The organism is Saccharopolyspora sp. MMCC62 (genome assembly GCF_057736575.1).
The window spans coordinates 63,974-89,818 of sequence record NZ_JBYKCM010000009.1; the positions used below are offsets into that span (position 1 = coordinate 63,974).

General features: G+C 72.6%; 23 protein-coding genes and 3 tRNA genes. 8 read left to right on the forward strand and 18 right to left on the reverse strand.

The features are described 5' to 3' along the window. Positions 1-73 precede the first annotated feature (73 nt). Positions 74-1,648, reverse strand: coding sequence for a DAK2 domain-containing protein (locus AC29IT_RS20960; RefSeq protein ID WP_488219886.1), 1,575 nt, complete (start codon positions 1,646-1,648; stop codon positions 74-76). A 407-nt stretch (positions 1,649-2,055) separates the two neighbouring features. Between AC29IT_RS20960 and rpmB the strand changes: the two genes are divergently transcribed. After that, complete coding sequence (gene rpmB, locus AC29IT_RS20965; protein ID WP_358437708.1) at positions 2,056-2,247, forward strand: 50S ribosomal protein L28; 192 nt, start codon at positions 2,056-2,058, stop codon at positions 2,245-2,247. 316 nt (positions 2,248-2,563) lie between these two features. On the opposite strand, the gene AC29IT_RS20970 is transcribed toward rpmB, so the two are convergent. Both AC29IT_RS20970 and AC29IT_RS20975 read right to left on the reverse strand, forming a co-directional pair. Beyond that, positions 2,564-3,151 (reverse strand): Rv1733c family protein, encoded by a 588-nt coding sequence (locus tag AC29IT_RS20970; RefSeq protein ID WP_488219887.1) that lies wholly within the window; start codon positions 3,149-3,151, stop codon positions 2,564-2,566. Positions 3,152-3,674: 523 nt separating this feature from the next. Beyond that, positions 3,675-4,346 (reverse strand): uracil-DNA glycosylase, encoded by a 672-nt coding sequence (locus AC29IT_RS20975; RefSeq protein WP_358437689.1) that lies wholly within the window; start codon positions 4,344-4,346, stop codon positions 3,675-3,677. 371 nt (positions 4,347-4,717) lie between these two features. Here AC29IT_RS20975 and AC29IT_RS20980 point away from each other — a divergent pair, with 371 nt between their 5' ends. Further along, a complete protein-coding gene (locus AC29IT_RS20980; protein ID WP_488219888.1) occupies positions 4,718-6,061 on the forward strand; it encodes an MFS transporter in 1,344 nt (447 codons plus the stop codon). 72 nt (positions 6,062-6,133) lie between these two features. Here the strand turns inward: AC29IT_RS20980 and AC29IT_RS20985 are convergent, their stop codons facing one another. Beyond that, complete coding sequence (locus AC29IT_RS20985) at positions 6,134-7,099, reverse strand: thiamine-phosphate kinase (protein ID WP_488219889.1); 966 nt, start codon at positions 7,097-7,099, stop codon at positions 6,134-6,136. 97 nt (positions 7,100-7,196) lie between these two features. Between AC29IT_RS20985 and AC29IT_RS20990 the strand changes: the two genes are divergently transcribed. Both AC29IT_RS20990 and AC29IT_RS20995 read left to right on the forward strand, forming a co-directional pair. Then, entirely contained in the window at positions 7,197-7,430 is a 234-nt protein-coding gene (locus AC29IT_RS20990; RefSeq protein ID WP_184481871.1) for an Lrp/AsnC ligand binding domain-containing protein, read from the forward strand. A 45-nt stretch (positions 7,431-7,475) separates the two neighbouring features. After that, positions 7,476-8,048, forward strand: a complete 573-nt coding sequence (locus tag AC29IT_RS20995; RefSeq protein ID WP_358437682.1) for a DUF3515 domain-containing protein — start codon at positions 7,476-7,478, stop codon at positions 8,046-8,048. A 271-nt stretch (positions 8,049-8,319) separates the two neighbouring features. On the opposite strand, the gene AC29IT_RS21000 is transcribed toward AC29IT_RS20995, so the two are convergent. The 6 genes from AC29IT_RS21000 to AC29IT_RS21025 all read right to left on the reverse strand — a co-directional run bounded on the left by AC29IT_RS21000 (position 8,320) and on the right by AC29IT_RS21025 (position 14,885). Next, on the reverse strand, positions 8,320-9,411 hold the full coding sequence (locus tag AC29IT_RS21000; RefSeq protein WP_358437679.1) for a D-alanine--D-alanine ligase family protein: 1,092 nt from the start codon (positions 9,409-9,411) through the stop codon (positions 8,320-8,322). 10 nt (positions 9,412-9,421) lie between these two features. Beyond that, a complete protein-coding gene (pdxR, locus tag AC29IT_RS21005) occupies positions 9,422-10,861 on the reverse strand; it encodes a MocR-like pyridoxine biosynthesis transcription factor PdxR (RefSeq protein WP_488219890.1) in 1,440 nt (479 codons plus the stop codon). A 68-nt stretch (positions 10,862-10,929) separates the two neighbouring features. Then, positions 10,930-11,406 (reverse strand): cysteine dioxygenase, encoded by a 477-nt coding sequence (locus AC29IT_RS21010; RefSeq protein WP_358437673.1) that lies wholly within the window; start codon positions 11,404-11,406, stop codon positions 10,930-10,932. Positions 11,407-11,899: 493 nt separating this feature from the next. Further along, complete coding sequence (locus AC29IT_RS21015; protein ID WP_488219891.1) at positions 11,900-13,003, reverse strand: cystathionine gamma-lyase; 1,104 nt, start codon at positions 13,001-13,003, stop codon at positions 11,900-11,902. A 93-nt stretch (positions 13,004-13,096) separates the two neighbouring features. Beyond that, positions 13,097-14,113 carry an NAD(P)H-dependent glycerol-3-phosphate dehydrogenase gene (locus AC29IT_RS21020; RefSeq protein ID WP_358437668.1) on the reverse strand — a complete coding sequence of 339 codons (1,017 nt, stop codon included), beginning with the start codon at positions 14,111-14,113 and terminating at the stop codon, positions 13,097-13,099. Beyond that, positions 14,100-14,885, reverse strand: a complete 786-nt coding sequence (locus tag AC29IT_RS21025; protein ID WP_358437665.1) for a lysophospholipid acyltransferase family protein — start codon at positions 14,883-14,885, stop codon at positions 14,100-14,102. Before AC29IT_RS21025 ends, AC29IT_RS21020 begins: the two co-directional genes overlap by 14 nt. 121 nt (positions 14,886-15,006) lie before the next feature. Between AC29IT_RS21025 and cofC the strand changes: the two genes are divergently transcribed. Continuing rightward, entirely contained in the window at positions 15,007-15,639 is a 633-nt protein-coding gene (gene cofC / locus AC29IT_RS21030) for a 2-phospho-L-lactate guanylyltransferase (RefSeq protein ID WP_488219892.1), read from the forward strand. 83 nt (positions 15,640-15,722) lie between these two features. On the opposite strand, the gene AC29IT_RS21035 is transcribed toward cofC, so the two are convergent. Continuing rightward, complete coding sequence (locus AC29IT_RS21035; RefSeq protein WP_488219893.1) at positions 15,723-16,367, reverse strand: hypothetical protein; 645 nt, start codon at positions 16,365-16,367, stop codon at positions 15,723-15,725. Positions 16,368-16,428: 61 nt separating this feature from the next. On the opposite strand from AC29IT_RS21035, the gene AC29IT_RS21040 reads away from it, so the two are divergent. Both AC29IT_RS21040 and AC29IT_RS21045 read left to right on the forward strand, forming a co-directional pair. Further along, positions 16,429-18,555, forward strand: a complete 2,127-nt coding sequence (locus AC29IT_RS21040) for an RNA degradosome polyphosphate kinase (protein WP_488219894.1) — start codon at positions 16,429-16,431, stop codon at positions 18,553-18,555. After that, the gene (locus AC29IT_RS21045; RefSeq protein ID WP_358437659.1) at positions 18,552-19,649 is read left to right on the forward strand and encodes an NUDIX hydrolase; all 1,098 of its coding nucleotides are present in this window, start codon (positions 18,552-18,554) and stop codon (positions 19,647-19,649) included. The genes AC29IT_RS21040 and AC29IT_RS21045 overlap by 4 nt, the downstream gene beginning before the upstream one ends. A gap of 402 nt (positions 19,650-20,051) precedes the next feature. Here the strand turns inward: AC29IT_RS21045 and AC29IT_RS21050 are convergent, their stop codons facing one another. From AC29IT_RS21050 to leuC, 3 genes are all read right to left on the reverse strand, one after another. Beyond that, positions 20,052-20,912: an HU family DNA-binding protein gene (locus tag AC29IT_RS21050; protein ID WP_488219895.1), complete on the reverse strand. Its 861-nt coding sequence runs from the start codon at positions 20,910-20,912 to the stop codon at positions 20,052-20,054. A 228-nt stretch (positions 20,913-21,140) separates the two neighbouring features. Then, positions 21,141-21,743 (reverse strand): 3-isopropylmalate dehydratase small subunit, encoded by a 603-nt coding sequence (gene leuD, locus AC29IT_RS21055; protein WP_358437653.1) that lies wholly within the window; start codon positions 21,741-21,743, stop codon positions 21,141-21,143. 30 nt (positions 21,744-21,773) lie between these two features. Further along, positions 21,774-23,177 (reverse strand): 3-isopropylmalate dehydratase large subunit, encoded by a 1,404-nt coding sequence (gene leuC, locus AC29IT_RS21060; RefSeq protein WP_488219896.1) that lies wholly within the window; start codon positions 23,175-23,177, stop codon positions 21,774-21,776. Between the two features lie 96 nt (positions 23,178-23,273). Between leuC and AC29IT_RS21065 the strand changes: the two genes are divergently transcribed. Next, complete coding sequence (locus tag AC29IT_RS21065) at positions 23,274-23,975, forward strand: IclR family transcriptional regulator (RefSeq protein WP_358437648.1); 702 nt, start codon at positions 23,274-23,276, stop codon at positions 23,973-23,975. Between the two features lie 198 nt (positions 23,976-24,173). Here the strand turns inward: AC29IT_RS21065 and AC29IT_RS21070 are convergent. From AC29IT_RS21070 to AC29IT_RS21085, 4 genes are all read right to left on the reverse strand, one after another. Next, positions 24,174-24,246, reverse strand: a tRNA-Glu gene (locus tag AC29IT_RS21070). Positions 24,247-24,634: 388 nt separating this feature from the next. Beyond that, positions 24,635-24,707: transfer RNA gene (locus tag AC29IT_RS21075), tRNA-Glu, on the reverse strand. 31 nt (positions 24,708-24,738) lie between these two features. Continuing rightward, positions 24,739-24,810: transfer RNA gene (locus AC29IT_RS21080), tRNA-Gln, on the reverse strand. 205 nt (positions 24,811-25,015) lie between these two features. Then, positions 25,016-25,840, reverse strand: coding sequence for an HAD family hydrolase (locus tag AC29IT_RS21085; protein ID WP_488219897.1), 825 nt, complete (start codon positions 25,838-25,840; stop codon positions 25,016-25,018). Between the last annotated feature and the right edge of the window lie 5 nt (positions 25,841-25,845).

Genomic DNA, 25,845 nt, shown 5'->3' on the forward strand with positions numbered 1-25,845 from the left:
GAACTCCGCCCGCCCCGGTGCCCGCCGAGCCGCGCACCGGGCGGAAGACCGCTCCCGTGCGTCGACGCAGGGCCTACTCGACGCCCAGCAGCAGCGCGGCGGGCAGCGCACCCGCCGGGTAGCAGGCGCACTCCACTTCGGGGCGGTTCCGGGCGAGGTGCTCGACGATCCGGTCCGCGGCCGCCGCCGGCGCGCGATCGCCCACCAGCACCGTCACCAGCTCGCCGCCCGCGGTGAGCATCCGGTCCACCAGATCCCGCGCCACGTCGAGGAAATCGCGGCCCACCAGCACCACCTCGCCGTCCACCAGGCCCAGCACGTCACCGGGCGCGCAGCGGCCCACCCAGGTGAGCGCCTCCGATTCGGCGATGCGGAGTTCCCCGCGCCGGGTCGCGGCGGCGGCTTCGGCCATCACCACCGCGTCGTCGGCGCTGCGCCGCGCCGGGTCGTGCACGGCGAGCGCGGCGAGGCCCTGCACCGGGGACGCGGTGGGCACCACCACGACGTCCCGGCCGTCGCGCACGGCGCGCTTGGCGGCCAGCTCGGCCCGTTCGGTGATGGTCTCCCCGTTGGGCAGCAGCACCACGTGCGCGGCGCGGGTCCGCTCGATCGCCGCGACCAGGTCGGACACCTGCGGGTCCGCGTCCCCCAGCGGGAGCACCTCGGCCCCTTCGCCGCGGAACAGCTCGGCGAGCGCCTCGCCCGCGACGCAGGCCAGCACCGCCTGACCGACCGGGTGCGCGACGGCCTGATCGGCGAAGCGCTGCACCCGGATGCGGCTGGGCCTGCCGGTCTCCACGCCCGCTTCGATCGCGCCACCGATGTCGTCGCAGTGCACGTGCACCGCCCACGCGCCCGAGCCGTCGCCGACCACGGACACGCAGTCGCCGAGCTCGCCGAGCGCGGTGCGCAGCCGATCGACGCCGTCCGGTTCGGCCTCCGCGAGCAGGTACATCACCTCGTACGCGTAGCCGCCCTGCTCGGCGGGCACGGTGACGTCGCCGGCGGGCGGTTCCGGCGCGAGCCGGACTCCGTCGTGCACCACCGCGTGCAGCGCGTCCAGCAGGACCACCAGGCCTCGGCCGCCCGCATCGACCACGCCCGCGGCGGCCAGCGCGGGCAGCTGGCCGGGGGTTCGCGCCAGCGCCTCGATCGCCGCGGCGGTGGCGGCGCGCACCACCTCGCCCAGCTCGTCGCCGACGGTGCCGGTCCCGTCCGCGGCGGCGCGCAGCACCGAGAGCATGGTGCCGTCCACCGGTTCCGCGATCGCCTCCGCGGCGAGGTCGGACGCCTGGTGCAGCGCGGCCCGCAACGCCGCACCGTCCATCGAGGTCGCCGACCGCAGCTCCGCGGCCACGCCCCGCAGCACCTGGGAGAGCAGCATCCCGGAGTTCCCGCGCGCCCCGGCGACCGCGCCCGCGGCGAGCGCGCCGAGCACCTCGCCCAGCACGCCGGGGCCGTCCGCCACCTCCGCCAGCGCCGAGCGCATGGTGTGCAGCAGGTTCGTCCCGGTGTCGCCGTCGGCCACCGGGTACACGTTGATCCGGTCCAGCGCCGCCCGGTCCCGCTCCAGCGCGGCCACCGCTTCCCGTGCCCAGCTCCGGGCCGCCTCCGCGCCGAACACCGGCGCCTTCGGACTTCCCACCACATCGCGAAGCCTAGGCCAACGGTCCCGCGCCGAGCCCGCGCCCGACACGCGGTGCCGGGACCGCCCGGCGGTGCCCGACCCCCGGCCGGAACGCGCGGCCGAGCTCCCGGCTGCACCGCATGTCAGGGGCCGCCGGGGCCGTTCGGGGCGTGGGGTAGGCTTATCGGGTCCCGGGTGGCGATGACCCAGGGCACCCGTAAGGCATGCAGGTCCGAACCGGCTTCGCGCCGGGAGGAGATCGCCGGTTCCTGGCGAGCAGCAAGCCCAGCGGTACGTGGTCCGGCCGGCTCAGCGGGCTGGATCCCCAAGCGGGCAGCGCTCGCGTGGACTCATCGCCGCAACCGAACTCAGGCTTCCCCGCCGCAGGCGTGGGAGGACGTCGAACGCAAAGTTAAGGGGTGTCTGACGTGGCTGCCGTCTGCGACGTCTGCAGTAAGGGTCCGGGCTTCGGTAACTCGGTCTCGCACTCCCACCGGAAGACCCGTCGCCGGTGGAACCCGAACATCCAGACCGTGCACGCCAAGATCGGTCTGTCGCAGCGCAAGCGCATGAACGTGTGCACCTCCTGCCTGAAGGCCGGCAAGGTCACGCGCGGCTGACAAGCCTGCCGCTCGCGCCGAACCCCGGGACGCACCGACGTCCCGGGGTTTTTGCGCGCCGCGACACGGGTCGCCCGGCTCGGCTGGTCGCTCGCCTCGGCTGATCGGGCGGCTCCGCTGAGGCGGGTCCGCTGATCAGGAAGCTGCGGCGATCGGGCGGGCCACTGATCGGGCGGCTCCGCTGGTGGAGGGGTTCCGCTGGCAGCTCCGCTGAGCGGGCGGCTCCCATGATGAAGCGGGCCACTGGTCAGGCGGCTCCGCTGGTGGAGGGACTCCGCTGATCGCGCCGGTCCCGCACCTGCGCGCGACCGGATGATCAGGGGTGGTGGTGCCGCCAGTGCGGGCCGATCTTCGCCCACTCCTCTTCCCACGCGGCGAGCCGCCGCTTGACGACGTACCAGCGCGCGGCGGCGAACAGCCCGCCGAGCACCGCACCCGAACCGAGCAGCACCGCGGCGCCCGCGGTCCCCGCCGCCTGGGTGGCCTCGGAGCGGGTGCGCGGCGGCGGTACCGGCCGGTCCTGCGGGTCCACCCAGATCGGCACCGAGTCCGCCAGCTGCGCCCCGGTGGGCACCTCGATCACCGCCACGTGCTCCGCTTCGGCGCCCCACCCGACGGCGACGGAGCGCACGACGGCCGCATCATCACCGGGCACGTCGGAGAGCACGCGGGCCGTGACCTGGTGCCGATCGACGTGTTCGGCGTTCACCTGCGCCAAGTGGTCCCGCAGCACCGCCTGGGACGCGATGAACGAGCAGAGCAGCACCACCATCGCCGCCGCCGAGAGCACCAGCAGCGCGACGGGTTCGAACAGGTCGGTCCGGCGCCGCAGCGGGTTGGCACCGGGCCACACTCCGCGCCGCAGCCGCGCCAGGACTCCTCCACTGACCGGGCCGGCACCCATGACGAGCCTTCTTCCGTCGGCGAGCACAAGTCCACCGCAGGCATCGAATGTACGACCGGCGTCCGGCGAAGGCCATCCGCCGAAACGGGAGGTGGGACGGCCGCGTCCTGATCACCGTGCGTTGCGCCGAGGCGCACGCCGGAGCACGTCGGCACGGGAGCCGATGGGGCTCCCGGCGGGTGATCGGAGCAGGTGGCGAAGGCCCTGCGCGCGGTGCGGCGGGCTACCAGCCGGGACGGACGACCGGGCGCGCGAGCTCAGGTCCGCGCGGCGGGCGGGACGGAGATCGTCACAGTCCGTCAGCGACGACTTCTCCGGGGACGACCGGCAGAGCCGACCACCGGGGGCCGGCCACCGGACGCGATCGTCGGGCGCCGACGGTCAGGGGCCGATCGTCAGGGGCCGGCCGTCGAGGGCCGGCCGTCAGGCACCGACCATCGGGCGCCGAACGTGACGGGCGGCGGACCGTGGGGGCGAACTGCGGGCGGCGGACCATCGGGCGGCGAACGTCGGACACCGCCCCTCAGGGCAGCTTCCAGTCGACCGGTTCGGCGCCCGCCCGCTGCAGGATCTCGTTGGCCCGGCTGAACGGCCGGGTGCCGAAGAAACCGCGGTCGGCGGACATCGGGCTCGGATGCACCGATTCGATGGTCTCGACGCCGGGCATCATCACCCGGGTGCTGCGGGCGTCGTTGCCCCAGAGGATGGCGACCATCGGCTGATCGCGGGCGGCGAGCGCCCGGATCGCCTGCTCGGTGACCGCTTCCCAGCCCTTCCCGCGGTGCGAGGCGGGCTTGCCGGGCTGCACGGTGAGCGCGCGGTTCAGCAGCAGCACCCCGTGCTCGCTCCACGGCGTCAGGTCACCGCTGGTGGGCGTCGGATGCCCGAGGTCGGAGCAGTACTCCCGGAAGATGTTGATCAGGCTCTTGGGCGGCCGCACGCCCGGCGCCACGGAGAAGCTGAGCCCGACCGGGTGCCCGGGCGTCGGGTACGGGTCCTGGCCCACGATGAGCACCCGCACGTCGCGGAACGGCTGCCGGAAGGCGCGGAGCACGTCGTCGCCCGCGGGCAGGTACTGCCGCCCGGCGGCGACCTCGGCGCGCAGGAAGTCGCCCATCGCGGAGATCCGGTCGGCGACGGGTTCCAGCGCCTCGGCCCAACCGGCTTCGACGACCTCGTGCAGCGGACGTGCCATGGTCGCGCACTCTAGCGAGCGGCCTTGATCCACTGCTCGCCGCCCCGGCGGGCTCCGCCGCCGGAGGGCCGACGTGTTGTGCCCCACACTGCGGGGCGTCATCATCGATCCGGCCGCGAGCCATTCCTCCGGTCCAACGACCACGATCGCCATAACCGGCTGTGACCAGCGTTTCGACCGCCGCCACCCCCTCGGTCACGGCAGGCCACAAAGCGACTGCGGGGCGCCGCATTAGGCACGACGACAATTATCGAAACGGACACAAGTAGCCGTTTTGGTGGCCAGGAGGGAGCCGCTGGGCTAAGTTCCTGAGTACTCCAAACGTGTTCACACACCGTGGACGGCACGACCCGGAGGTGGCACACACCCTCATGACTGCACAGGAAACGGAAGAGCTCACCCCGGAACGGCGATCACTGCTCCGGCGGGCGGTCGGCGCCGCGGCAATCGGGAACACGACGGAGTGGTACGACTTCGGCGTGTACGCCTACGTCGCCGTCTACGTGGGCGAGCAGTTCTTCCCCGGACCGTGGGCAACGGTCTCCGCATTCGGCGTATTCGCGATCTCGTTCCTGCTGCGTCCCCTGGGGAGCATGTTCTTCGGTCCACTGGGGGACCGCATCGGGCGCCAAAAGGTGCTGGCGATCACGATCCTGCTGATGTCCGGTTCGACATTCGTGCTCGGCTGCCTGCCGAACTACGACACGATCGGACTTCTCGCACCTGTTCTGCTGTTGTTGTGCCGGATGGTGCAAGGGTTCTCGACCGGCGGTGAATACGGTGGCGCGGCCACCTACATCGCCGAGTACGCACCGAACCGGAAACGCGGTTTTTACGGCAGTTGGCTTGAATTCGGCACGCTTGCGGGATTCGGTCTCGGCGCACTGGTGCCGACCATCCTGATCCTCACGCTGCCTGCGGAATCGATGGCTTCGTGGGGTTGGCGAGTCCCGTTCCTGCTGGCCGGACCGCTCGGCCTGATCGGGCTTTACCTGCGGTCGAAGCTGGAGGACACTCCCGCGTTCAAGAACCTGGAGCAGAGCGACAACCTGGCCCGTTCACCGCTGAAGTCCCTGGTGCGCGAGTACTGGCGGCCGCTGCTGATCCTGATGGGCGTCGTGGTGCTCATCAACGTGGCGAACTACACGATCCTGACCTACATGGAGAGCTACCTGACCGACACCTTGCAGATCCCGGAAGGCCGGGAGTACGAGGTTCTGGTGCCGCTGCTCCTGGTGGTGGCGCTGATGATGGCGGCGATCACGCCGGTCGGCGCGCTGTCGGACCGGATCGGGCGGAAGCCGCTGTTCCTCTCGGCGGCGATCTGCTTCATCGTGCTGCCGTACCCGGCGTTCCTGCTGATCGCGCAGGGCACGATGCTCACCACGCTGCTGGGGCTGGCGCTGCTCGGCGTGGGTCACCTGCAGCTGATCGGGCCGCTGGCGGCGACGCTTCCCGCGATGTTCCCGACGAAGGTGCGGTACGCGGCGTTCAGCGTGGGCTACAACCTGTCCACGGCGGCGTTCGGCGGCACCGCGCCGCTGATCAACGACTGGGCGGTGACCTACACCGGGAACTCGTTCTTCCCGGCGTTCTACCTGATGGGTGCCGCGGTGGTCGCGCTGGTCCCGATCCTGCTGATGAAGGAGACGGCCCGGCAGCCCTTGATGGAGGAGGCCGACGTTCCCGGTACCTCCCCGTCGGCGGCGAGCTGAGCGGAGACGTGCGAAGGCCCGGCGGGATCTCCCCCGCCGGGCCTTCTCATGTCCGGTGGAACTCTCGGGCGGTCAGCGCCAGTGCTCCCAGCCGACGGCGCCCTCGTAGGTCGCGCCGTCCACGGTGACCCCGTCGCCTTCGACGACCTCGCCGACCGCGCGCCAGCCCTCGGGCAGCGGCTGCTCCGGCGGGAAGGTCGCCACCAGCGCGTGGTCCTCGCCGCCGGTGAGCACCCAGTGCCGGGCGTCCGCGCCCAGCGCCGAGGCCACCTCGGTCAGCCGCTGCGGCACTTCGATCAGCTCGTCGCGCAGGTCGATGCCGACCTGCGAGGCCGCCGCGATGTGCCCCAGGTCGGCCAGCAGCCCGTCCGAGACGTCGATCATCGAGGTGGCGCCCGCGTCCGCGGCCAGCGGCCCCGCGGCGTACGGCGGCTCCGGCACCCGCTGCGCTCCGACGACCGCCACCGGCGAGCGGAACCCGCGCCCCAGCACCGCCAATCCCGCCGCGGCCCAGCCGAGCCGCCCCGCCACGGCCACCACATCACCCGGGCACGCCCCGGAACGCGTGACCGGGGTGCGGCCCTGCAGATCGCCCAGCGCCGTGATGGAGATCGTCAGCGCGGGCGCGGTCACCATGTCCCCGCCGATGAGCCCGGCACCGACGCGCTGAGCCTCTTCCCACATGCCCGCGGACAGCTCGTCGATCACCGAGGTCGGGGTGTCCGGCGGGCAGCCCAGCCCCACCAGCAGCCCGGTCGGCACCGCCCCCATCGCAGCCACGTCGGAGAGGTTCACCGCCACGGCCTTGCGGCCCACCTGGTGCGGCGTCGACCACGCGAGCCGGAAGTGCACCTGCTCCACCAGCACGTCGGTGGTGGCGACGATCCGCCCGTCCGGCGCGGCGAGCACCGCGGCGTCGTCCCCGGGGCCGAGCAGCGTCGCGGCGGGTTGCACCCGCCCGGAGGTCACCCGCTGGATGAGGCCGAACTCACCGGCCTCGGACACGGTCTGGTCCTGCGCCGAAGTGTCCGAACCCACGTCAGACCTCCCTTTCTTGAGCATCCGCTCGGCCCGATGGGGTAGCTTTCTCCCAGTTTCCTACCCCGCGCACCAGGCCGAGACGAAGGGGCACGCCGTGGTTCAGGCATACATCCTCATCCAGACCGAAGTCGGCAAGGCCGCCGCCGTCGCCGCCGAGATCTCCGGCTCCACCGGCGTGATCACGTCCGAGGACGTGACCGGTCCGTACGACGTGATCGTGCGCGCCGAAGCGGAGAATGTCGACCAGCTGGGCAAGATGGTCGTCGCAGGCATCCAGAACGTGGAAGGCATCACCCGGACGCTGACGTGTCCGGTCGTACACCTGTGAGCGCCCGCTTCCGGTCATTCCGGTCGCGCGTGCTGTAGTGGCGCGGTGGCCGACGAACATCCCAGGTTCCCCCGCCCGGTGCTGATCACGGCGCTCGCGCTCAGCGGGTTGCTGGCGTTGGGCGTGATCTCGCTCGGGCTGGTGTCCCGGTTCTCCGAGCAGCGGCAGCAGGACGCGGTGGAGGCGGTGCAGCAGGCCCGCCGCACCGGTCCGCTGGCGCTGCCGCCCGTCCCCTCCCCCGGCGCCGACGGCCCGGAGTGCGCGCAGGTCCTCGCGGGACTGCCCGCCGAGCTGGCGGTGGACGACGCCCGCGTGCCGCGCCGCGAGCTGGCCGATCCGGCGCCGGCGGGCGCGGTGGCGTGGGGCGACGCCGAGCACGACCCGATCACGGTGCGCTGCGGCCTGCCCGCGCCCGCCGAGCTGACGCCGACCTCGCCGCTGGTGCAGATCAACGGGGTGCAGTGGCTGCGGATCACCGAGGCCGGGAACACGTCGTGGCTGGCGGTGGACCGGCCGGTGTACGTGGCGCTGACCGCCCCGGAGAACTCGGGCAGCGGGCCGGTGCAGGACCTGTCGGACCGGCTGCGGGCGCTGCCCGCGAAGCCGGTCTTCCCCTGATCCCGCGTCGGGGGAACCGCTGACTGCCTGTCTCTGAACCTGCCCGGCGGGTCGTGTCGGTGTCCTGTCAGCGGCGCAGCCGCTGAGCTGCCGACCAAGCACGCCACCGGCACCGCAGCGGGTTCTCAGCGTCTTCCTCGCGAGGACAGCGATTTCTCCTGTGGCGGAGCCACCGGTGAAATCGATCCCGCAGCGAGGAGGACGCTGAGGTTCCGCCACCCACCCCCCACGCAACAGAAGCGGGAGAAGCGGGAGAAGCGGGAGAAGCGATTCAGCGCAGACCGGTGCCGCGGGCCTGCGCGGTGTCGACGAGCGTGGTCAGCAGCGTCGGGTAGTCCACCCCGGTCTGCGCCCACATCCGCGGGTACAGCGAGATCGAGGTGAACCCGGGCATGGTGTTGACCTCGTTGACGATGAGGCCGCCGTCCTCGGTGACGAAGAAGTCGACGCGGGCCAGGCCCTGGCACTCCAGCGCGCGGAACGCGGTGATCGCGGTGGCGCGCAGCTGCTCGACGGTGTCGTCGCCGACCTTGGCGGGGATGTCGAACTCGGTGACGTCGTCGAGGTACTTGGAGTCGTAGTCGTACCAGTCGGCCTCGCCGGTGACGCGGAGTTCGGCGGGCAGCGAGGCTTCGACGCGGCCGTCGGGGAATTCGAGGACGCCGCATTCGACCTCGCGGCCGACGACGGCCTTCTCGATGATCACCTTGGGGTCGGTGCGGCGGGCCTCGGCGATGGCTTCGTCCAGCTGCGCCCAGTCGGTGATCTTGGTGATGCCGAGGGAGGAACCGGCGCGAGCGGGTTTCACGAACGCGGGCAGGCCGATCCGCTCCCGGCGCTCTTCGTCCAAAGTGGACTGGTAGTGCCGCAGCACCTCGTAGGTGCCGACCTCGATCCCCTCCGCCGCCAGGAGCTTCTTGGTGTACTCCTTGTCCATCGACACCGCGCTGGAGAGCACGCCCGGCCCGGCGTAGGGCACGTCGGCCATCTCCAGCAGCCCCTGGATGGTGCCGTCCTCGCCGAAAGCGCCGTGCAGCACCGGGAACACGACGTCCACTTCGGACAGGACTTCGCCGCCGCGGCCGGGCTCGACCAGGATCAGGTCGCGCCGCGTCGGGTCGCCGGGCAGCGCGACCGCGGTCCCCGGCGCCACTTCCGGCGCCTGCCGGTCCCGGATGGCCAGCTCCGACGGGTCCGAGGTGCCCAGCACCCAGGCGCCTTCGCGGGTGATGCCGACGGGGACGACCTCGAAGCGCTCCCGATCCAGGTGGCTCAGGACACTGCCCGCGGACAGGCAGGAAACGCCGTGCTCGGTGCTCCGTCCGCCGAAGACGACGGCCACCCTGGTCTTGCGCTCAGTCATGCGCCGGACCCTACCCGCACGCGTGCGGGCCGCCAGCGGCCTCCTCGGCGCACCAGCGGGCCACCAAATCCAGCGACCGCTCCAGGTCGGCACGCGAACACGAGGCGTAGCCGAGGGCGATCCCGGTCCAGCGCTGCGGCCCGTGGTGGTGCCTGCGCAGCCCGTCGAGCACGATGCCGTGCTCGTTTCCCCGCGCCACCACCCGACTTTCGGCCGCGGCGGACGGCAGCGGCAGCACGACGTGCGCGCCCGCCTCGTCGCCGGACACCCCGACTCCCGCGCCGGCGAGGCGGGACACCACCAGGGCGCGCCGCTGCGACAGCTCCCGGCGCAACCTGCGCAGGTGCCGCCCCAGATCACCGTTGCGGGCGTACTCGGCGAGCACCCGCTGACCGGCCGGGGCGGGCCCGGTGCTGGTGCGCTCGCGGTGCTCCAGCACCCCGGCGACCAGCCGGTCGGGACCGAGCATCCAGCCGACGCCGAGCGTCGGGGTGAGGATCTTGCTGGTGGTGCCCAGGTGCACCACCACGTCCGGCGCCATCGCGGCGAGCACCGGCAGCGGCGCCACGTCGTAGCGCAGCTCACCGTCGTAGTCGTCCTCCACGATCAGCCACCCCTCGGCGCGGGCCCGTTCCACCAGCGCGACGCGGCGTTCCGCGGGCAACCGGCCGCCGAGCGGGTACTGGTGGGCCGGGGAGCAGTACACGGCCCGCACGCCGCGCGGGATGGCGTCCACCACGATCCCGCCGTGGTCCACCGGCGCGGGCACCACGTGCGCCCCGGCCGCGAGCAGGGTCTGCACGGCGCGCTGGTAACCGGGTTCCTCCACGGCGACGGTGGCGCCGCTGCCGAGCGCGGTCGCCGCCAGCTCGGCGAGGGCCGCGGTGGTGCCGCCGGTCGCGATCACGGTGCCCAGGTGCGGGCCGCCGGTGGTCATGCCGCGGTGGCGCAGCAGGTGCTCCACCACCGCGTCCCGGTACTGGTCGACGCCGGCGACCCGCCGGATCTCGTCCGGTTCGCGGTCGGCGGCGGCCCGCCACGCCCGGCGCCAGGCGGCGCGGTCGATGCCGCCGGTCCACGGGATTCCGGGCACCAGCCGCACCGTGCCCGCCCCGCCCCGGTCCGCGAGTCCCGCGGCGAGCTCCGCCGGGGTGTCGGGCGCGCCGGGCGGCGCGGTGGTGACGTAGGTGCCGGAGCCGTGCCTGCCGACGATCCAGCCTTCGGCGTGCAGCTGCTCGTAGGCGGCGGCGGTGACGGTGCGGCTGACGCCGAGGTGCCGGGCGAGCGCGCGGGTCGAGGGCAGCCGGTCGCCCCCGCGGAGCTGGCCGAGCGCGGCGGCGCGGCGCAACGCGTCGGCCAGCTGCACGGCCAGCGGCCGCGCGTCGTCGCGGCGCAGCTCGACGGCCGGTTCCAGCAGCGGCGAACTCGCCGCGGGCACCGGATGTGGCATCTCAGGATTCCCCCCGCTCGGCCTCCCGATGATGCCACCGTCCGGTGCCGCGACCGGATCGGACCCGGTCAGAGCCGGGTGAGGCCGTCCACGGGGTGCAGCGAGTACGGGGTCATCCGGGTCCGGCCGGGGCGGTAGACGTGGATGGTGACCGCGGGGTCCGGTCCGTCGTTGCGGACCTGGTGCACGTGGTCGGGGCCGAACACGCGGGACTGCCCGGCCTCCAGCGGGTGCCACTCCTCGACGGGCCCGGTGGGCGTGCTGCGCACGACTCGTTCGGTGACGCTGCCGGAGACGAGGGTGAACGCCCCGGCGGCGCCGCCGTGGTCGTGCAGTTCGGTGTGCTGGCCGGGCAGCCAGCTCAGCAGCCAGGCCTCGTGGGTGCCGGTGCGCTCCAGCAGTCCGGCCCAGCGCTGTTCGGGGTCGTAGCGCAGCTGGTGCGCCCAGCCGAGCCGGTCGGCGGCGAGTTCGCGGGCGATCCGCACGGGGTGCGCGATGGCGCGGTCGGCGACGGCGGCGATGGTCTCAGGGGGTACGGCGAACACGGGAAGTCCTCGGGGTTCGTGCGGTCGGGAGCCTGCGGAGGTGGCGGTGACGCGTCCCGGTGCGGCGCGCGATCGGCGGACGTCCCGGACGTGCCGCCGCGCGGGCGGGTTCCGGGGTGGTGCGGATCGGGCGGATGTGGCGGCGCGGTCTCGGCGACGGCGCTGCGTCGGACCTCGTCGGGCGGACCCTGGTTCAGGGGGTCTCGCGGGGTCCGGGATTCACCACGGCAGCGGGATCGATCACCGCTGCAGACAAAGCGCGCTCGCCACCCGGCGCAGGTCGATGTGACCTCGTCCACCGCTCATGGCTCGCAACACGCCGCGTAGTGAACCAGCGCCGAGCGGAACCCGTCAAGCCGATTGCGCCCGTGTCACACCACCGGGGACACGACACCGAGCGTGATCACCCGGAGTTCCCGGAGTTCCCGAGCTGAGCGGCCCGCTCGCCCGGCCTGCCGGACCGCTCCCCCGCCAGGCCGGGCGGCGGAGCGCGTCAGGACAGCGCGGCGAGGACGTCGGCGACGAGGTCGTCGGGGTCCTCGCAGCCCGCGGAGAAGCGGACGAAGCCCGGTGCCACCGGATCGCCCCACTGCGCCCGCCGGTCGACCGTGCTGTGCAGCCCGCCGAAGCTGGTGGCGGCCACGACGAGCTCGCTGCGGCGGACGAACTCGGCCACCGCCGCGGCGTCGGCGAGCTCGAAGCGGAACACCCCGCCCCAGCGCCGCATCTGCGCGCTCGCCAGCTCGTGCGCCGGGTCCTCCGGCATCCCGGGCCAGCGCAGCCCGCGCACCGCCGGGTGCTCGCGCAGCGCCGCGACCAGCGCCGCCGCGTTCGACGCCTGCCGGGCGAGCCGCAGGTCGAGGGTGCCGAGGCTGCGGTGCGCCAGCCAGGTCTCGAACGGCCCGGGGATCGACCCGGAAAGCGTGCGCGCCCGCCGCAGCCGCGCCGCGAGTTCGCCGTCGGCGGTGGACACGTGCCCGAGCAGCACGTCGCTGTGCCCGGTCAACGCCTTGGTATCGCTGGCGATCGCGAGGTCGGCACCGAGTTCGAGCGGCCGCTGCCCGAGCGGGGTCGCGGTGGTGTTGTCCACCGCCAGCAGCGCACCGGCCCGGTGCGCGAGCCGGGCGAGCGCGGCGATGTCGCACACGTCGAGGCCCGGGTTGGACGGGGTCTCCAGCAGCACCAGCCGCACCCCGTCGAACAGCTCCGGCGGCCACGGCCCGGTGGTGGGGATCTCCTGCACCCGCAGCGAGAGCTCGGCGAGCTCCTCGTGCACGAACTGCCGCGTCGCGTAGTAGCCGTCGCTGGGCACCAGCAGCCCGTCCCCGGCGCGCAGGACCGCGCGCAGCACGGTGCTGATCGCGGCCATCCCGGACGGCAGCAGCACGCACTCGCCGCCGTCCAGCTCGCCGATGGCGCTCTCCAGCGCCCGCCAGGTGGGGTTCCCGGCGCGACCGTAGAAGTCGGCCGCCGGATCGCCGAGGTGGTAGGGCGCGGCGAACACCGGCCCCGGCGCGAGCGGCGTCCCGGGTTCCGGTTCACCGTGACCGCCGTGCACGCAGCGGGTGCCGTCGCCGTATCCGGTTCCCTCGTCCACCGCAGACCTCCTCGCGTCCGTTCGCACCCGAACGGGTGCCCGGGCCGCAATCTAGCCGCGCCGGGCCGGGAACTCCTGCGGTGGAGCGGTGGATCACTCCGGTTTGGGCTCGCGGCCCAGCAGCATCGCGGCGCCGGGCGCGGGCGCGAGGCCTTCGTGGCAGACGCGGTGCACGACCTCGGTGATCGGCATCTCGACGCCGTGCCGGGCGGCGAGCGCCCGGATGGACGAGCAGGACTTGACGCCCTCGGCGACCTGCCCGTGGGTGGCGTCCTGCGCCTGCTCCAGGGTTTCGCCGCGGCCGAGGCGCTCGCCGAACGTCCGGTTCCGGGACAGCGGCGAGGTGCAGGTGGCGACCAGGTCGCCGAGCCCGGCGAGCCCGGCGAAGGTCATCGGCTCCGCCCCGAGCGCCGCGCCCAGCCGCGTCGTCTCCGCGAGCCCGCGGGTGATCAGCGAGGACATCGTGTTGTGCCCGAACCCGAGCCCGGCGGCCATCCCGCAGGCCAGCGCCATCACGTTCTTGCAGGCCCCGGCGAGCTCGATGCCCACCAGGTCGGTGTTGGTGTAGGGCCGGAAGTAGCCGGTGGAGCAGGCGGCCTGCAGCGCGACGGCCCGGTCGTGGTCGGTGCAGGCGACGACGGTGGCGGTGGGCTGCTCGGCGGCGATCTCCTTGGCGAGGTTCGGGCCGGAGACCACGGCGACCTGCGCCATCGGCACGTCGGCGACCTCCGCGACGACCTCGCTCATCCGCTTGAGGGTGCTGAGCTCGACGCCCTTCGCGAGGCTGACGAGCGTCGCGTCCGGCGGCAGCAGCGGCTGCCAGCCCGCCAGGTTCTCCCGCAGCGTCTGGCTGGGCACCGCGAGCACCACGGCATCGGCGCCGTGCATGGCCGCGGCCGCGTCGTCGGTGGCGCGCAGCGATTCCGGCAGCGGCACGCCCGGCAGGTAGCCGGGGTTGTGGTGCTCGGTGTTGATCCGCTCGGCGATCTCGGTGCGGCGCGCCCACAGGGTGACGTCGCTGCCCGCGTCGGCGAGGACCTTCGCGAAGGTGGTGCCCCAGGAACCGGCCCCGAGCACCGCGATCCGCTGCGCGGGCTCAGCTGCGGTCATCGTCGTTCCGGGGTTCGCGGCGGCGCGCCGGGGAGTGGAAGTCCGCGGGCGGTTCTTGCTCGCGGATCTCGCCGAGCAGCTCGCGCACCCGGCCCATCGCGAGCTCGCTGATCTCGCGCAGCACCTGCGGGTCGGCGGCGCGGCCCCGGTACTCGCCGAGGTCGAGCGGTTCGCCGATGCGCACGTGCACGGTCTTGCGCGGCAGCGGCCGGAACTTCTTCGAGTAGTGGTCGTAGATGTCGCGGGTGCCCCAGCGGGCGGCGGGCACCACCGGAACGTCGTGCTCCAGGGCGAGGCGGGCGACGCCGGCCTTCGGGTTCATCGGCCAGCCCTCGGGGTCCTTGGTGACGGTCCCGTCCGGGTAGATGATCACGATCTTGCCGGCTTCGAGGGAGTCGTGCGCGGCTTCGAGGCTCTTGCGCGCGTCCGCGGTCCGCCGGAACACGGGGATCTGCTCGACGCCGGTGAGCACGTTGCGCAGCACCGGCACGTTCCACAGCGTGTTCTTGGCCATGAACCGCGGAATCCGCGCGGCCCGGTGCACGGTGACGCCGTCGTAGAGCGGGTCCAGGTGGGACACGTGGTTGAGCACCAGCAGCGCGGGCCCGGTGGCGGGGATGTTCGCCAGCCCGTGCACCCGCACCCGGGAGAGCAGGGTGGTCACCGGGTAGAACACGATCGCGGCGAGCCGCAGCCAGAACCGGCCCATCGCCGTCGGCGGCCGTTCCTTGGTCCGCTTGCGCGGCCGTTTGAGGCTTGCCGGTTCCACCACGCGCGTCTCCTCTCGCCCTCAGAGCGGCTGTCAAGTTACCTGGCGCACGCTCTCGCCCGGCGGGCGGTGCGGTCGCGGCGGGCATACTCGGTGATCGACGGCCGGAGCGGAGGATGGCGGGATGAGCCTCGGAGTGTCCTTGCTGGTGCCGGTGAAGCCGTTGCACCTGGCGAAGTCGCGGTTGCGCGGCGAGCGGCCCGCCGAGCGGCACGCGGACCTGGTGAGCGCGATCGCGCACGACGCGGTGGACGCCGCGCGCCGCACCCCCGGTGTGCGGGAGGTGCTGGTGGTGACCTCCGATCCGCGGCTGGCCGGTTCGTTCGCGGCGGAGGGCGTCGAGGTGGTGCCGGACGATCCCGCGGCGGGCCTGAACCCGGCGCTGGAGCACGGCGCGCGGTGGTTGCGGCACCGCGGTGCGCGGGTCGGCGCGCTGCAAGCGGATCTGCCCGCGCTGCGCCCGGCGGAACTGGCGGCGGCGCTGGAGCTGGCCGGACCGGACCGCGCGTTCTGCGCGGACCACCTGGGCACCGGGACGACGCTGCTGCTGGCCGGGGTGGACGGTGCGCTCGATCCGCGGTTCGGTCCGGGTTCGGCGGCGGCGCACGCGGCGTCCGGGGCGCGGCGGCTGGACGGGGCCTGGGAGTCGCTGCGCTGCGATGTGGACACCGCGGAGGACTTGCGGCGGGCGACCGGGCTGGGGCTCGGCGAGCGCACGTCCGCGTGGCTGGCGGGGACGGCCGGACACCTGCGCTGACCTGTGTGGTGTTCCCGCTGACAAAGGTCGAGCCGCGGCGGCCGGATGGGTGAGAATGGCCTCGTGAGTACCGACAACAGCGATCACGAGACCACCCCACCAGCGCGCCGCCGGACCTCGTCGACCGCCGGGTCCGCCGGTGCTCGCCGGAATTCGCCGAAGTCCGGCCGCGGGAGCCGGACGGCGGGAGCTCCGGAGGTGTCCGGGCCGGACGCGGCGGGCGGTTCCGCCGGTGCGGCGGACACCGCGGAGCGCGCCGCCGAATCCGGTGCGGCCGGGTCGGAGGCGACCGCAGCGGGCGCGAAGCGGCGTTCCCCGGCGAGATCGACGACCGGTTCGCGGACCACCGCGAAGTCCTCGACCGCGAAGAAGGGGACCGCCGGGTCCACGAGCCGGTCCGGTGCGACGGCGAAACCGCGCAGCTCGGCCAAGTCGGCGGCCGGGACGACCACGGCCTCCGCCGCGAAGTCGACGTCCACGGCCAAGCCCGCGACCACGGCCAAGTCGACGTCCGCGGCCAAGTCGACGACCGCGGCGAAGTCGGGGTCCGCCGCCAAGTCGACGAGGTCGTCGGCGAAGACCTCGGCAGCCGGGTCCCCGGCCTCGACGCAGTCCCCGGCCTCGGCCGACTCCCCGCCCACCGCAGGCCCCCGCACCACGGGCCGGGCCGCGACCAGGTCCGCGGCGGCGAAGACCGCCTCGGCCGGTTCCAGAGCGGCCAAGCCCACCACGCGCCGCACCTCGGCCGATCGCACCGCGCTGCCACCGGTCCGCGGCGCGGCGAAGGTCGTGGACGGCGGTGATGGCGCCCGGGTGCCCGCCGCTCCCCCGGCGGTGACCCGCGCGGCGGCCAGCACCGACCTGCCCGACGACCGCTACCTGAACCGCGAGCTGTCCTGGCTGGACTTCAACGCCCGGGTGCTGGCGGTCGCCGAGGACCCGTCGCAGCCGGTGCTGGAGCGCGCCAAGTTCCTGGCGATCTTCGCGTCCAACCTGGACGAGTTCTACATGGTGCGCGTGGCGGGCCTGAAGCGGCGCGAGGAGACGGGTCTGTCGGTGCGCAGCGCGGACGGGCTCACCCCGCACGAGCAGCTGACCCGGATCTCGGCGCGGAACCAGGAGCTGACGAAGAAGCTGGGCCGCACGTTCCTGGACGAGCTGCTGCCGGAGCTGGAGGCCAACGGCATCCGCATCCAGCGCTGGAGCATGCTGGCGGCGGCCGAGCAGCAGGTGCTGGGCCGGTACTTCGACGACCACATCTTCCCGGTGCTCACCCCGCTCGCGGTGGACCCGGCGCACCCGTTCCCGTACATCTCGGGACTGTCGCTGAACCTCGCGGTGACCGTCAGCGACCCGGAGGAGGGCCTGCGCCGCTTCGCCAGGGTGAAGGTGCCGGACAACGTGCCGCGGCTGATCCGGGTGGAGGCGGACCGGGAGCAGGAGCGGGCGACGTTCCTGCCGCTGGAGGAGCTCATCGCCGCGCACCTGGACAAGTTGTTCCCCGGCATGGACATCAGCGACCACCACATCTTCCGGGTGACGCGCAACGCGGACCTGGAGGTGGAGGAGGACCGCGACGAGGACCTGCTGCAGGCGATGGAGCGGGAGCTGGCGCGGCGCCGCTTCGGCCCGCCGGTGCGCCTCGAGGTCACCGACACCATGAGCGACACGATGCTCGAACTGCTGCTGCGCGAGCTGGAGGTCGACGAGCACGACGTGGTGGAGGTGCCGGGCCTGCTGGACCTATCCTGCCTGTTCCAGCTGGACAAGCTGCAGCGCCCCGAGCTGAAGAACCCGCCGTTCGTGCCCGCCACCCACCCGGCGTTCGCCGAGGGGCAGACGCCGAAGAGCATCTTCGCGACGCTGCGCGAGGGCGACGTGCTGGTGCACCACCCGTACGACGCGTTCTCCACCTCGGTGCAGCGGTTCATAGAGCAGGCGGCCGCCGACCCGCACGTGCTGGCGATCAAGCAGACGCTGTACCGCACCTCCGGTGATTCGCCGATCGTGAACGCGCTGATCGACGCCGCCGAGGCGGGCAAGCAGGTGGTGGCGCTGGTCGAGCTGAAGGCCCGGTTCGACGAGCAGGCGAACATCCAGTGGGCGCGCACCCTGGAGCGCGCGGGCGTGCACGTGGTCTACGGCCTGGTGGGCCTCAAGACGCACTGCAAGACGGCGCTGGTGGTCCGGCAGGAGGGGTCGGCGATCCGCCGCTACTGCCACCTGGGCACCGGCAACTACAACCCGAAGACGGCGCGCACCTACGAGGACCTGGGGCTGCTGACGGCCGCGCCGGAGGTGGGCGCGGACCTCACGGACCTGTTCAACGTGCTCACCGGCTACGCCCGGCACAGCACCTACCGGCGGATCCTGGTGTCGCCGCACGGGATTCGGCTCGGCATCGTGGAGCGCATCGAGGCGGAGGCGGCGCGCGCCCGCACCGGCCTGCCCTGCGGCATCCGGATGAAGGTCAACTCGCTGGTCGACGAGCAGATCATCGATGCGCTGTACCGCGCTTCGCTGGCGGGCGTGCCGATCCGGATCGTGGTGCGCGGCATCTGCGCGCTGCAGGCCGGGGTGGAGGGCCTCAGCGAGAACATCGAGGTCCGTTCGATCCTGGGCCGATTCCTGGAGCACTCCAGGGTGTTCCACTTCGTCGGCATCGACGAGCGCTGGATCGGCAGCGCCGACATGATGCACCGCAACCTGGACCGCCGGATCGAGACGCAGGTGCGGGTGGTGGACCCGAAGCTGACCGAACAGCTGGACGCGATGCTGGATTCGGCGCTGGACGCGCAGACGCGCTGCTGGGTGCTCAACGCGAAGGGCGATTGGGAGGCCTCGCCGCGCAGCGGTGAGCAGGTCCGGGACCACCAGACGGAGATGTTGCGCCAGCACGGGGCGAAGGTGTCATGACTGCACGGCACGAACCGGAACGACGGCCGATGAACGGGAACCTGCCGGTGACGGTCCGCGCCGCGGGGGCGGTGCTGTGCCGCCCGGGCAGCGGTGGCGCGCCCGAGGTGGCCGTGGTGCACCGCCCGCGCCACGACGACTGGTCGCTGCCGAAGGGGAAGCTCGATCCCGGCGAGACCTCCGCGCACGCCGCGGTGCGGGAGGTGCGGGAGGAGACCGGGTTCGGCTGCGTGCTGACCGGTTACCTGACCCGGGTGCACTACGAGGTGCCCGCCCCCGGCGGTGGCCGCACCGGCAAGCGGGTGGACTACTTCACGGCCCGCGCCGAGCACGGCGAGTTCGCGGCGAACGACGAGGTCGACGAGCTGGTGTGGGTGGCGCTGCCGAAGGCGCGGGAGCTGATGACCTACCCGCAGGACCGGCGGGTGCTGGACGAGTTCGCGGCGCTGCCGGAGGATCCGGTGACGCTGCTGCTGGTGCGGCACGCGAAAGCGGGACGGCGAGCGGAGTTCGACGGCGACGACACGATGCGCCCGCTGTCGGGCACCGGCCGCAGGCAGCGGGACGCGCTGCACTCGTGGCTGCCGCTGTTCGGCCCGGAACGGGTGTACTCGGCGCCGCGGCTGCGCTGCGCGGAGACGGTGCGGCCGGTCGCCGCGGACCTGGGCATCGAGGTGGCCGCGGAGCCGCTGCTGTCCGAGGAGGGCTACCGGGCCGATCCGGAAGCCGCGGTGCACCGGTTCCTGCGCATCGCGGCGGGGGCGGGCACGGCCGTGGTGTGCAGCCAGGGCGGGGTGATCCCGGACCTGGTGGCCCGGCTGGCGCGGTCCGCCGAACGCGCTCCGGGCGGTTTAGGGCCGGACGCCGCCGATCCGGGCGGGTTGGTCCAGCGGGGCGCCATCGTCCGGAACGGGGTGCTGCGGGACGGTTCGCGCAGCCGGAGCACCGGCCGCGGCGAGGGCGGCGATCCGGCCAGCGCCAAGGGCAGCGTGTGGACGCTGCGGTTCAGCCGGGACGCGCATTCGGGCAACGGTTCGGGTCCGCTGCTGCGGCTGGTGTCGGCGGACTACTTGGCGGATCCGTCCGGTCGTTGACGGCCGGTCGGGGCGGATTCCGCTCGGCCCACCGGAATGTTCCGGTGGCCGGGCGGATTTCCGCGGAACGGTCCCGCAACCGACCGGAATCGTCCTGCACCGCCCTTGCCCGATCCCGCACCATCTCGGAACCGCACCGGAACGGTCCTCGCCGCGCCGGCCGCCGCTTCCCGGAAAACCCCCGGAACGGCGATGATCCCGGCCCGATCGCCTGGTAGCGATCGTGCCGGGATCATCGCGGAATGCTCGCGGAGCGCTGCTCGCGCACGGCCGCGGCGCCCGTGGACCGGGTACCGGGGCCGCCCACCGCTCCGCCGCCGCGCTTGGCGCGGATGACGCCGCGCGGTGTGCGTGACCGCCACCCGCGCCCGCCGTGGTTCGGCTCGCTCAGGCGGCGAGCGCTCACTTCTTGGCGGTCTTGCGCGTGGTCTTGCCGGTGGAGGCCTTGGCGGTCGAGGTCTGACCGGTGGTCTTGGCCGCCGAGGTCTTCGCGGCGGTGGACTTGGTCGACTTCGCCGCTGCGGCCTTCGGCGCGGCCTTGGTGGCGGTGGCCTTCTTCGGCGCCGCCTTGGTGGCGGTGCTCTTGGCGGCCGTGCTCTTGGCGGCGGTGCTCTTGGTCGCGGTGCTCTTGGGAGCAGCGGCCTTCGCGGCGCCGGTCTTGGCGGTGCTCGCCTTGGCGGCGGGCGCCTTGGCGGCGGTGGACTTGGCGGCGGCGGCCTTGGTGCCCGCTGCGGCCTTCGGCGCGGCCTTGGTGGCGGCCGGCTTGGCGCTGGACCGCGTGGCGGCGGCCTTCTTCGGCGCGGTCTTGGTGGCGGCGGCCGTCTTCGCGGTGCTCGCCTTGGTGCCCGCGGCCTTGGTGGCGGGCGCCTTGGTGGCGGCCGGGGACTTGGCCGTGGCCCGGCCGGTGCCCGCGGTCTTGGTGGCGGTGGCGCGGGTGCCCGCGGACTTGGTGCCCGCCGACTTCGCCGCGGTCGCGCGGGGCAGTTTCCGGCTGCCGCCGACGACTTCCTTGAACTGGGTGCCGGCGCGGAATGCCGGGACGTTGGTCTTCTTCACCTTGACGGCTTCGCCGGTCCGCGGGTTGCGCGCGGTGCGGGCGGCACGTGCGCGCTTCTCGAAGACGCCGAAGCCGGTGATGTTGACCTTCTCGCCCTTGTTGACGTTGCGGACGATGAGGTCCACGACGCCTTCCACCGCCTGACTGGCGGTCTTCTTGTCGCCGAGGCGTTCCGCGAGTGCCTCGATGAGTTGGGCCTTGTTCACTTCAGTCCCTCCCAGGACAACAACGGCCCCGTCGGGCCGACTCGAAACCCACGGTAAAGCCCCGAACTGCCGAATGCCATTCGCCACGCCCCATTTTTTCGTTGGGGCGTGGGGGCTTTCGGCGGCTCGGGGCTCGTCGCGCCGGTTTCCCGGTGAGGTTGTGAACACCGGCCGCGAATCGGTTCTTCCCTGCGCAGAAAGGAGAATCCGCTTCGCGGCCGGAGCCGATCAGCCCGCGCGAGCGGGCAGCGTCGCGGGTTTGAAGGCAGGCCGGGTTTTTTCGTACGTGTCGATCGTCTCGGCGTGGCGCAGCGTCAAACCGATGTCGTCGAGGCCTTCCAGCAACCGCCAGCGGGTGTAGTCGTCGATGCCGAACGGCACCGTGAGGTCCTTCGCCTGCACGGTCCGCTCGACCAGGTCGACGGTCACTTCGGTGCCGGGTTCGTTCTCCAGCAACTTCCAGAGCAGTTCCACATCGGACTGCGCGCACTCGGCGGCGAGCAGTCCCTGCTTGCCGGAGTTGCCGCGGAAGATGTCGGCGAACCGGGACGAGATGACCACCCGGAAGCCGTAGTCCTTCAGCGCCCAGACGGCGTGCTCGCGAGACGATCCGGTGCCGAAGTCCGGCCCGGCGACCAGCACGCTGCCGTTCCGGTACGCGTCGTGGTTGAGCACGAAGGTCTCGTCGCCGCGCCATCCGGCGAACAACGCGTCCTCGAACCCGGTCCGCGCGACCCGTTTGAGGTACACCGCGGGGATGATCTGGTCAGTGTCCACGTTGGACCGCCGCAGCGGAACGCCGACGCCGGTGTGCTCGGTGAACGGTTCCATCGAACGTTGCTCCTTTCGGGTCGTGGTGGCTCAGTCGAGGTCTTCGGGCGAGGACAGGGTGCCGCGGACGGCGGTCGCGGCCGCCACCAGCGGGGAGACCAGGTGGGTGCGCCCGCCTTTGCCCTGCCGCCCTTCGAAGTTCCGGTTGGAGGTGGAGGCGCTGCGCTCGCCGGGGGCGAGCTGGTCGGGGTTCATGCCCAGGCACATGGAGCAGCCCGCGGAACGCCATTCGGCGCCCGCCGCGGTGAAGACCTCGTCGAGCCCTTCGGTCTCGGCCTGCAGCCGGACCTTCATCGAGCCGGGGACGACGAGCATCCGCACGTCCTGGGCCACCTTGCGGCCGTCCAGGACGCCCGCGGCGGCCCGCAGGTCCTCGATGCGGCCGTTGGTGCAGGAACCGAGGAAGACGGTGTCCACGGCGACTTCGCGCAGCGGGGTGCCGCCTTCGAGGCCCATGTAGTCGAGCGCCTTCTCGACGGCGTAGCGCTCGGCGTCGTCGCCGATGTCCGCGGGATCGGGGATGCGCTCCCCCAGCGGCAGGCCCTGCCCGGGATTGGTTCCCCAGGTGACGAACGGGGTGAGCGCGTCGGCGTCGATGGTGACCTCGGCGTCGAATTCGGCGCCGTCGTCGGTCCGCAGCGTCTTCCAGTACTCGACGGCGGCGTCCCAGTCGGCGCCTTCCGGCGCGTGCGGGCGGCCCTTGAGGTAGTCGAAGGTGGTCTCGTCGGGGGCGATCATCCCGGCGCGGGCGCCCGCTTCGATCGACATGTTGCAGATCGTCATGCGGGCTTCCATGGACAGCTGCCGGATCGCTTCGCCGCGGTATTCGAGGACGTAGCCCTGCCCGCCACCGGTGCCGATCTTCGCGATGACGGCGAGGATGACGTCCTTGCTCGTGACGCCGGGCCGCAGCGTGCCTTCGACGTTGACGGCCATCGTCTTGAACGGGCGCAGCGGCAGCGTCTGGGTGGCGAGCACGTGCTCCACCTCGGAGGTGCCGATGCCGAACGCGAGCGCGCCGAACGCGCCGTGGGTGGAGGTGTGGCTGTCGCCGCACACCACCGTGGTGCCGGGCTGGGTGAGCCCCAGCTGCGGCCCCACCACGTGCACGATGCCCTGCTCCGCGTCGCCCATCGGGTGCAGGCGGACGCCGAATTCCTCGCAGTTGCGCCGCAAGGTGTCCACCTGGGTGCGGGACACGGGGTCCGCGATCGGCAGGTCGATGCCGGTGGTGGGCACGTTGTGGTCTTCGGTGGCGATCGTCAGATCGGGTCGCCGGACGGGGCGGCCTGCCAGGCGCAGGCCTTCGAACGCCTGCGGGCTGGTGACTTCGTGCACGAGGTGGAGGTCGATGTAGAGCAGGTCGGGTTCGTGGCCTTCACCTCGGCGCACGATGTGGCCTTCCCAGACCTTCTCCGCGAGCGTGTTGCCCATCGCTCCTCCCCATCGAGATGTGGTGGTCGCACCCCGGTTCCGGGGCACTGTCCCAAAGAGTGGACTTCTCAGATATCGAGAAGTTAATATCGGTACGTGGGACAGCATAGCGGTATCGGAGTGTTGGACAAGGCGGTGGCCGTGCTGCAGGCGGTGGCCGGTGAGCCGTGCGGTTTGACGGAGCTGTGCGGCCGGACGGGCTTGCCGCGGGCGACCGCGCACCGGTTGGCGGTGGGCTTGGAGGTGCACCGCTTGCTGCGCCGCGGTTCGGACGGCCGGTGGCGTCCCGGCGCCGCGTTGGCGGAGCTGGCCGGGGGCGCGGTGGATCCGCTGCTGGAGGCGGCGTCGACGGTGTTGCCCAAATTGCGGGACATCACGGGCGAGAGCGTGCAGCTCTACCGCCGGGACGGCATGCAGCGCCTGTGCATCGCGTCGGCGGAGCCGCCGAGCGGCCTGCGCGACACGGTGCCGGTGGGGAGCACGTTGCCGATGGTGGCGGGTTCGGGCGCGAAGGTCCTTGCGGCGTGGGCGGATCCGGCCACCCAGCGCGCGGTCCTCGCCGAGGCGGTCTTCGGCGAACGCACCCTCCTGGAGGTCCGCCGCCGCGGCTGGGCCCAGAGCGTCGCGGAACGCGAGTCCGGAGTGGCCAGCGTCTCGGCTCCCGTCCGGGATTCCCAAGGCACGGTGGTGGCCGCGATCTCGGTCTCCGGCCCCATCGACCGCATGGGCAGAAGGCCAGGAGCCCGCTGGGCCCAAGACCTGCTGGCAGCCACCGAAGGCCTCCAGAACCGCCTCTGACCCCGACACGCAGGCCACCGGGAAGCAGGGCAGCGGAAAGCACCCCGCCCAACGCCCAACGGCCGAGGCCGAGGCCGAGGCCGAGGCCGAGGCCGAGGCCGAGGCCGAGGCCGAGGCCGAGAAAACCCAACCACACCCCACGACCAATCACCCCAATAAGAAAAGCCCCGCTTCCAAAGGAAGCGGGGCTTTTCTCCGTAGTCCCGACGGGATTCGAACCCGCGCTGCCGGCGTGAGAGGCCGGAGTCCTAGGCCGCTAGACGACGGGACCGAGCAACAAAAAGAACTCTACAACACCCCGACCACCACCGAACAACCACCCCCCGAAACAAGCAACAAGCGAGGAGCAATCCCCCCAGAAGACAAACCCCGAAGCAACGAGCAAAGACCCGCAACCCAACACCCCACCCCGAAGCCGCAGGCGAGAAACCACAAGCGAAGAGCGGCAGGCGGAGGACCCAGCCCCACACACCACTCCCAAAGCGGGAAGCGCAACGCGCCCCCCGCAAGCCACGCCCCACGCCCCACGCCCCGCAACCCGCAACCCACCCCAACCGCACCCCCCGCACCGTGGGGGTCTGGGGGGTCGCCCCCCAGAAAGAGGACGAACACGGAAAAGTCCCCACTCCCGAAGGGAGTGAGGACTGAACACGCGAACGTAGCCCCGACGGGATTCGAACCCGCGCTACCGGCGTGAGAGGCCGGCGTCCTAGGCCGCTAGACGACGGGGCCCTAGAACGAACGATCTGTGTTGATCGTTCCGCTGGGGTACCAGGACTCGAACCTAGACTAACTGAACCAGAATCAGTCGTGCTGCCGATTACACCATACCCCATCGGCTTCGGCGTCCAGCGGTCTTGGTCCGGGCTTCTGGGGGAAGTCCGGCTCTTTCGCCGCTGTCCGCCTTGCTGATGAAAATAGTAGAGCATGGCCCGCGGGGCCGTGACAGCACCCCCCTCTTCGGATGAATTCCCTGGTGGGCGCGGGTTTCGGGGCGCTGTCCGGTGGGCGTCGTCGCCGGGGTCGCGGGCCGGGCTCGATCAGCTGCTGAGGGCGCCGAGGCGCGGTCTGGCGGTGTCCGGGTGGGACGGGGTGCCGGGTTCGCGGGCGGTGCCGTCGGCTTGGGCGGGGATGCCGGGCGCGAAGGGCAGTTCGCAGACGAGGAGTTCGGGGAGCTCGGCGAGGCTGGTGATCATGGAGACCCCGTCCGGCGGGTCGTGTTCGGTTCCGGTGCGGTTGAGCCAGACGCCGTGGAGGCCGGCATCGGCGGCGCCGAGGGCGTCGGTGTCGAGCCGGTCGCCGACGTGGACGACTTCGTGCGGGGCGAGGTCGAGGGAATCGCAGGCGGCGTGGAAGATCCGCGGGTCCGGTTTGGCGATGCCGAGTTCACCGGAGATGACGAGGCTGTCGAAGGCGCTCGCGAGCCCGGTGCGGCTGATCTTCTTGCGCTGGTAGGCGCCGGGCGCGTTGGTGATGACGGCGAGCCGGAGTCCGGTGGCGCGCAGCCATTCGAGGCAGGGCAGGGCGTCGTCGAAGAGTCGCCAGGCGGCTTGCATGGCGGCCATGCGGTGGTCTTCGCGGGCGGCGGCTTCGGCGTCGCTGAGCTGTTCGCCGAAGGCGGCGAAGAAGGCGCGGGTGCGTTCGCGGCACATGGTGGCGAAGTCGAGTTCGCCCGCGACGTAGCGCTCGTAGTGCTCTTCGGTGGTGTGGCGCCACACGGGCCAGGCGGCGTCGTTGCCGATGAGGGCGCGGAGGCCGAGGCGGGAGGAGCCTGCGTTGTCGAGCAGGGTGTCGTCGATGTCGAGGCACACGGCTTTGATGTGGCCGGGTGGCGGTGCGATCTCTGGATGCGGCGCGGATGTCACCCCGA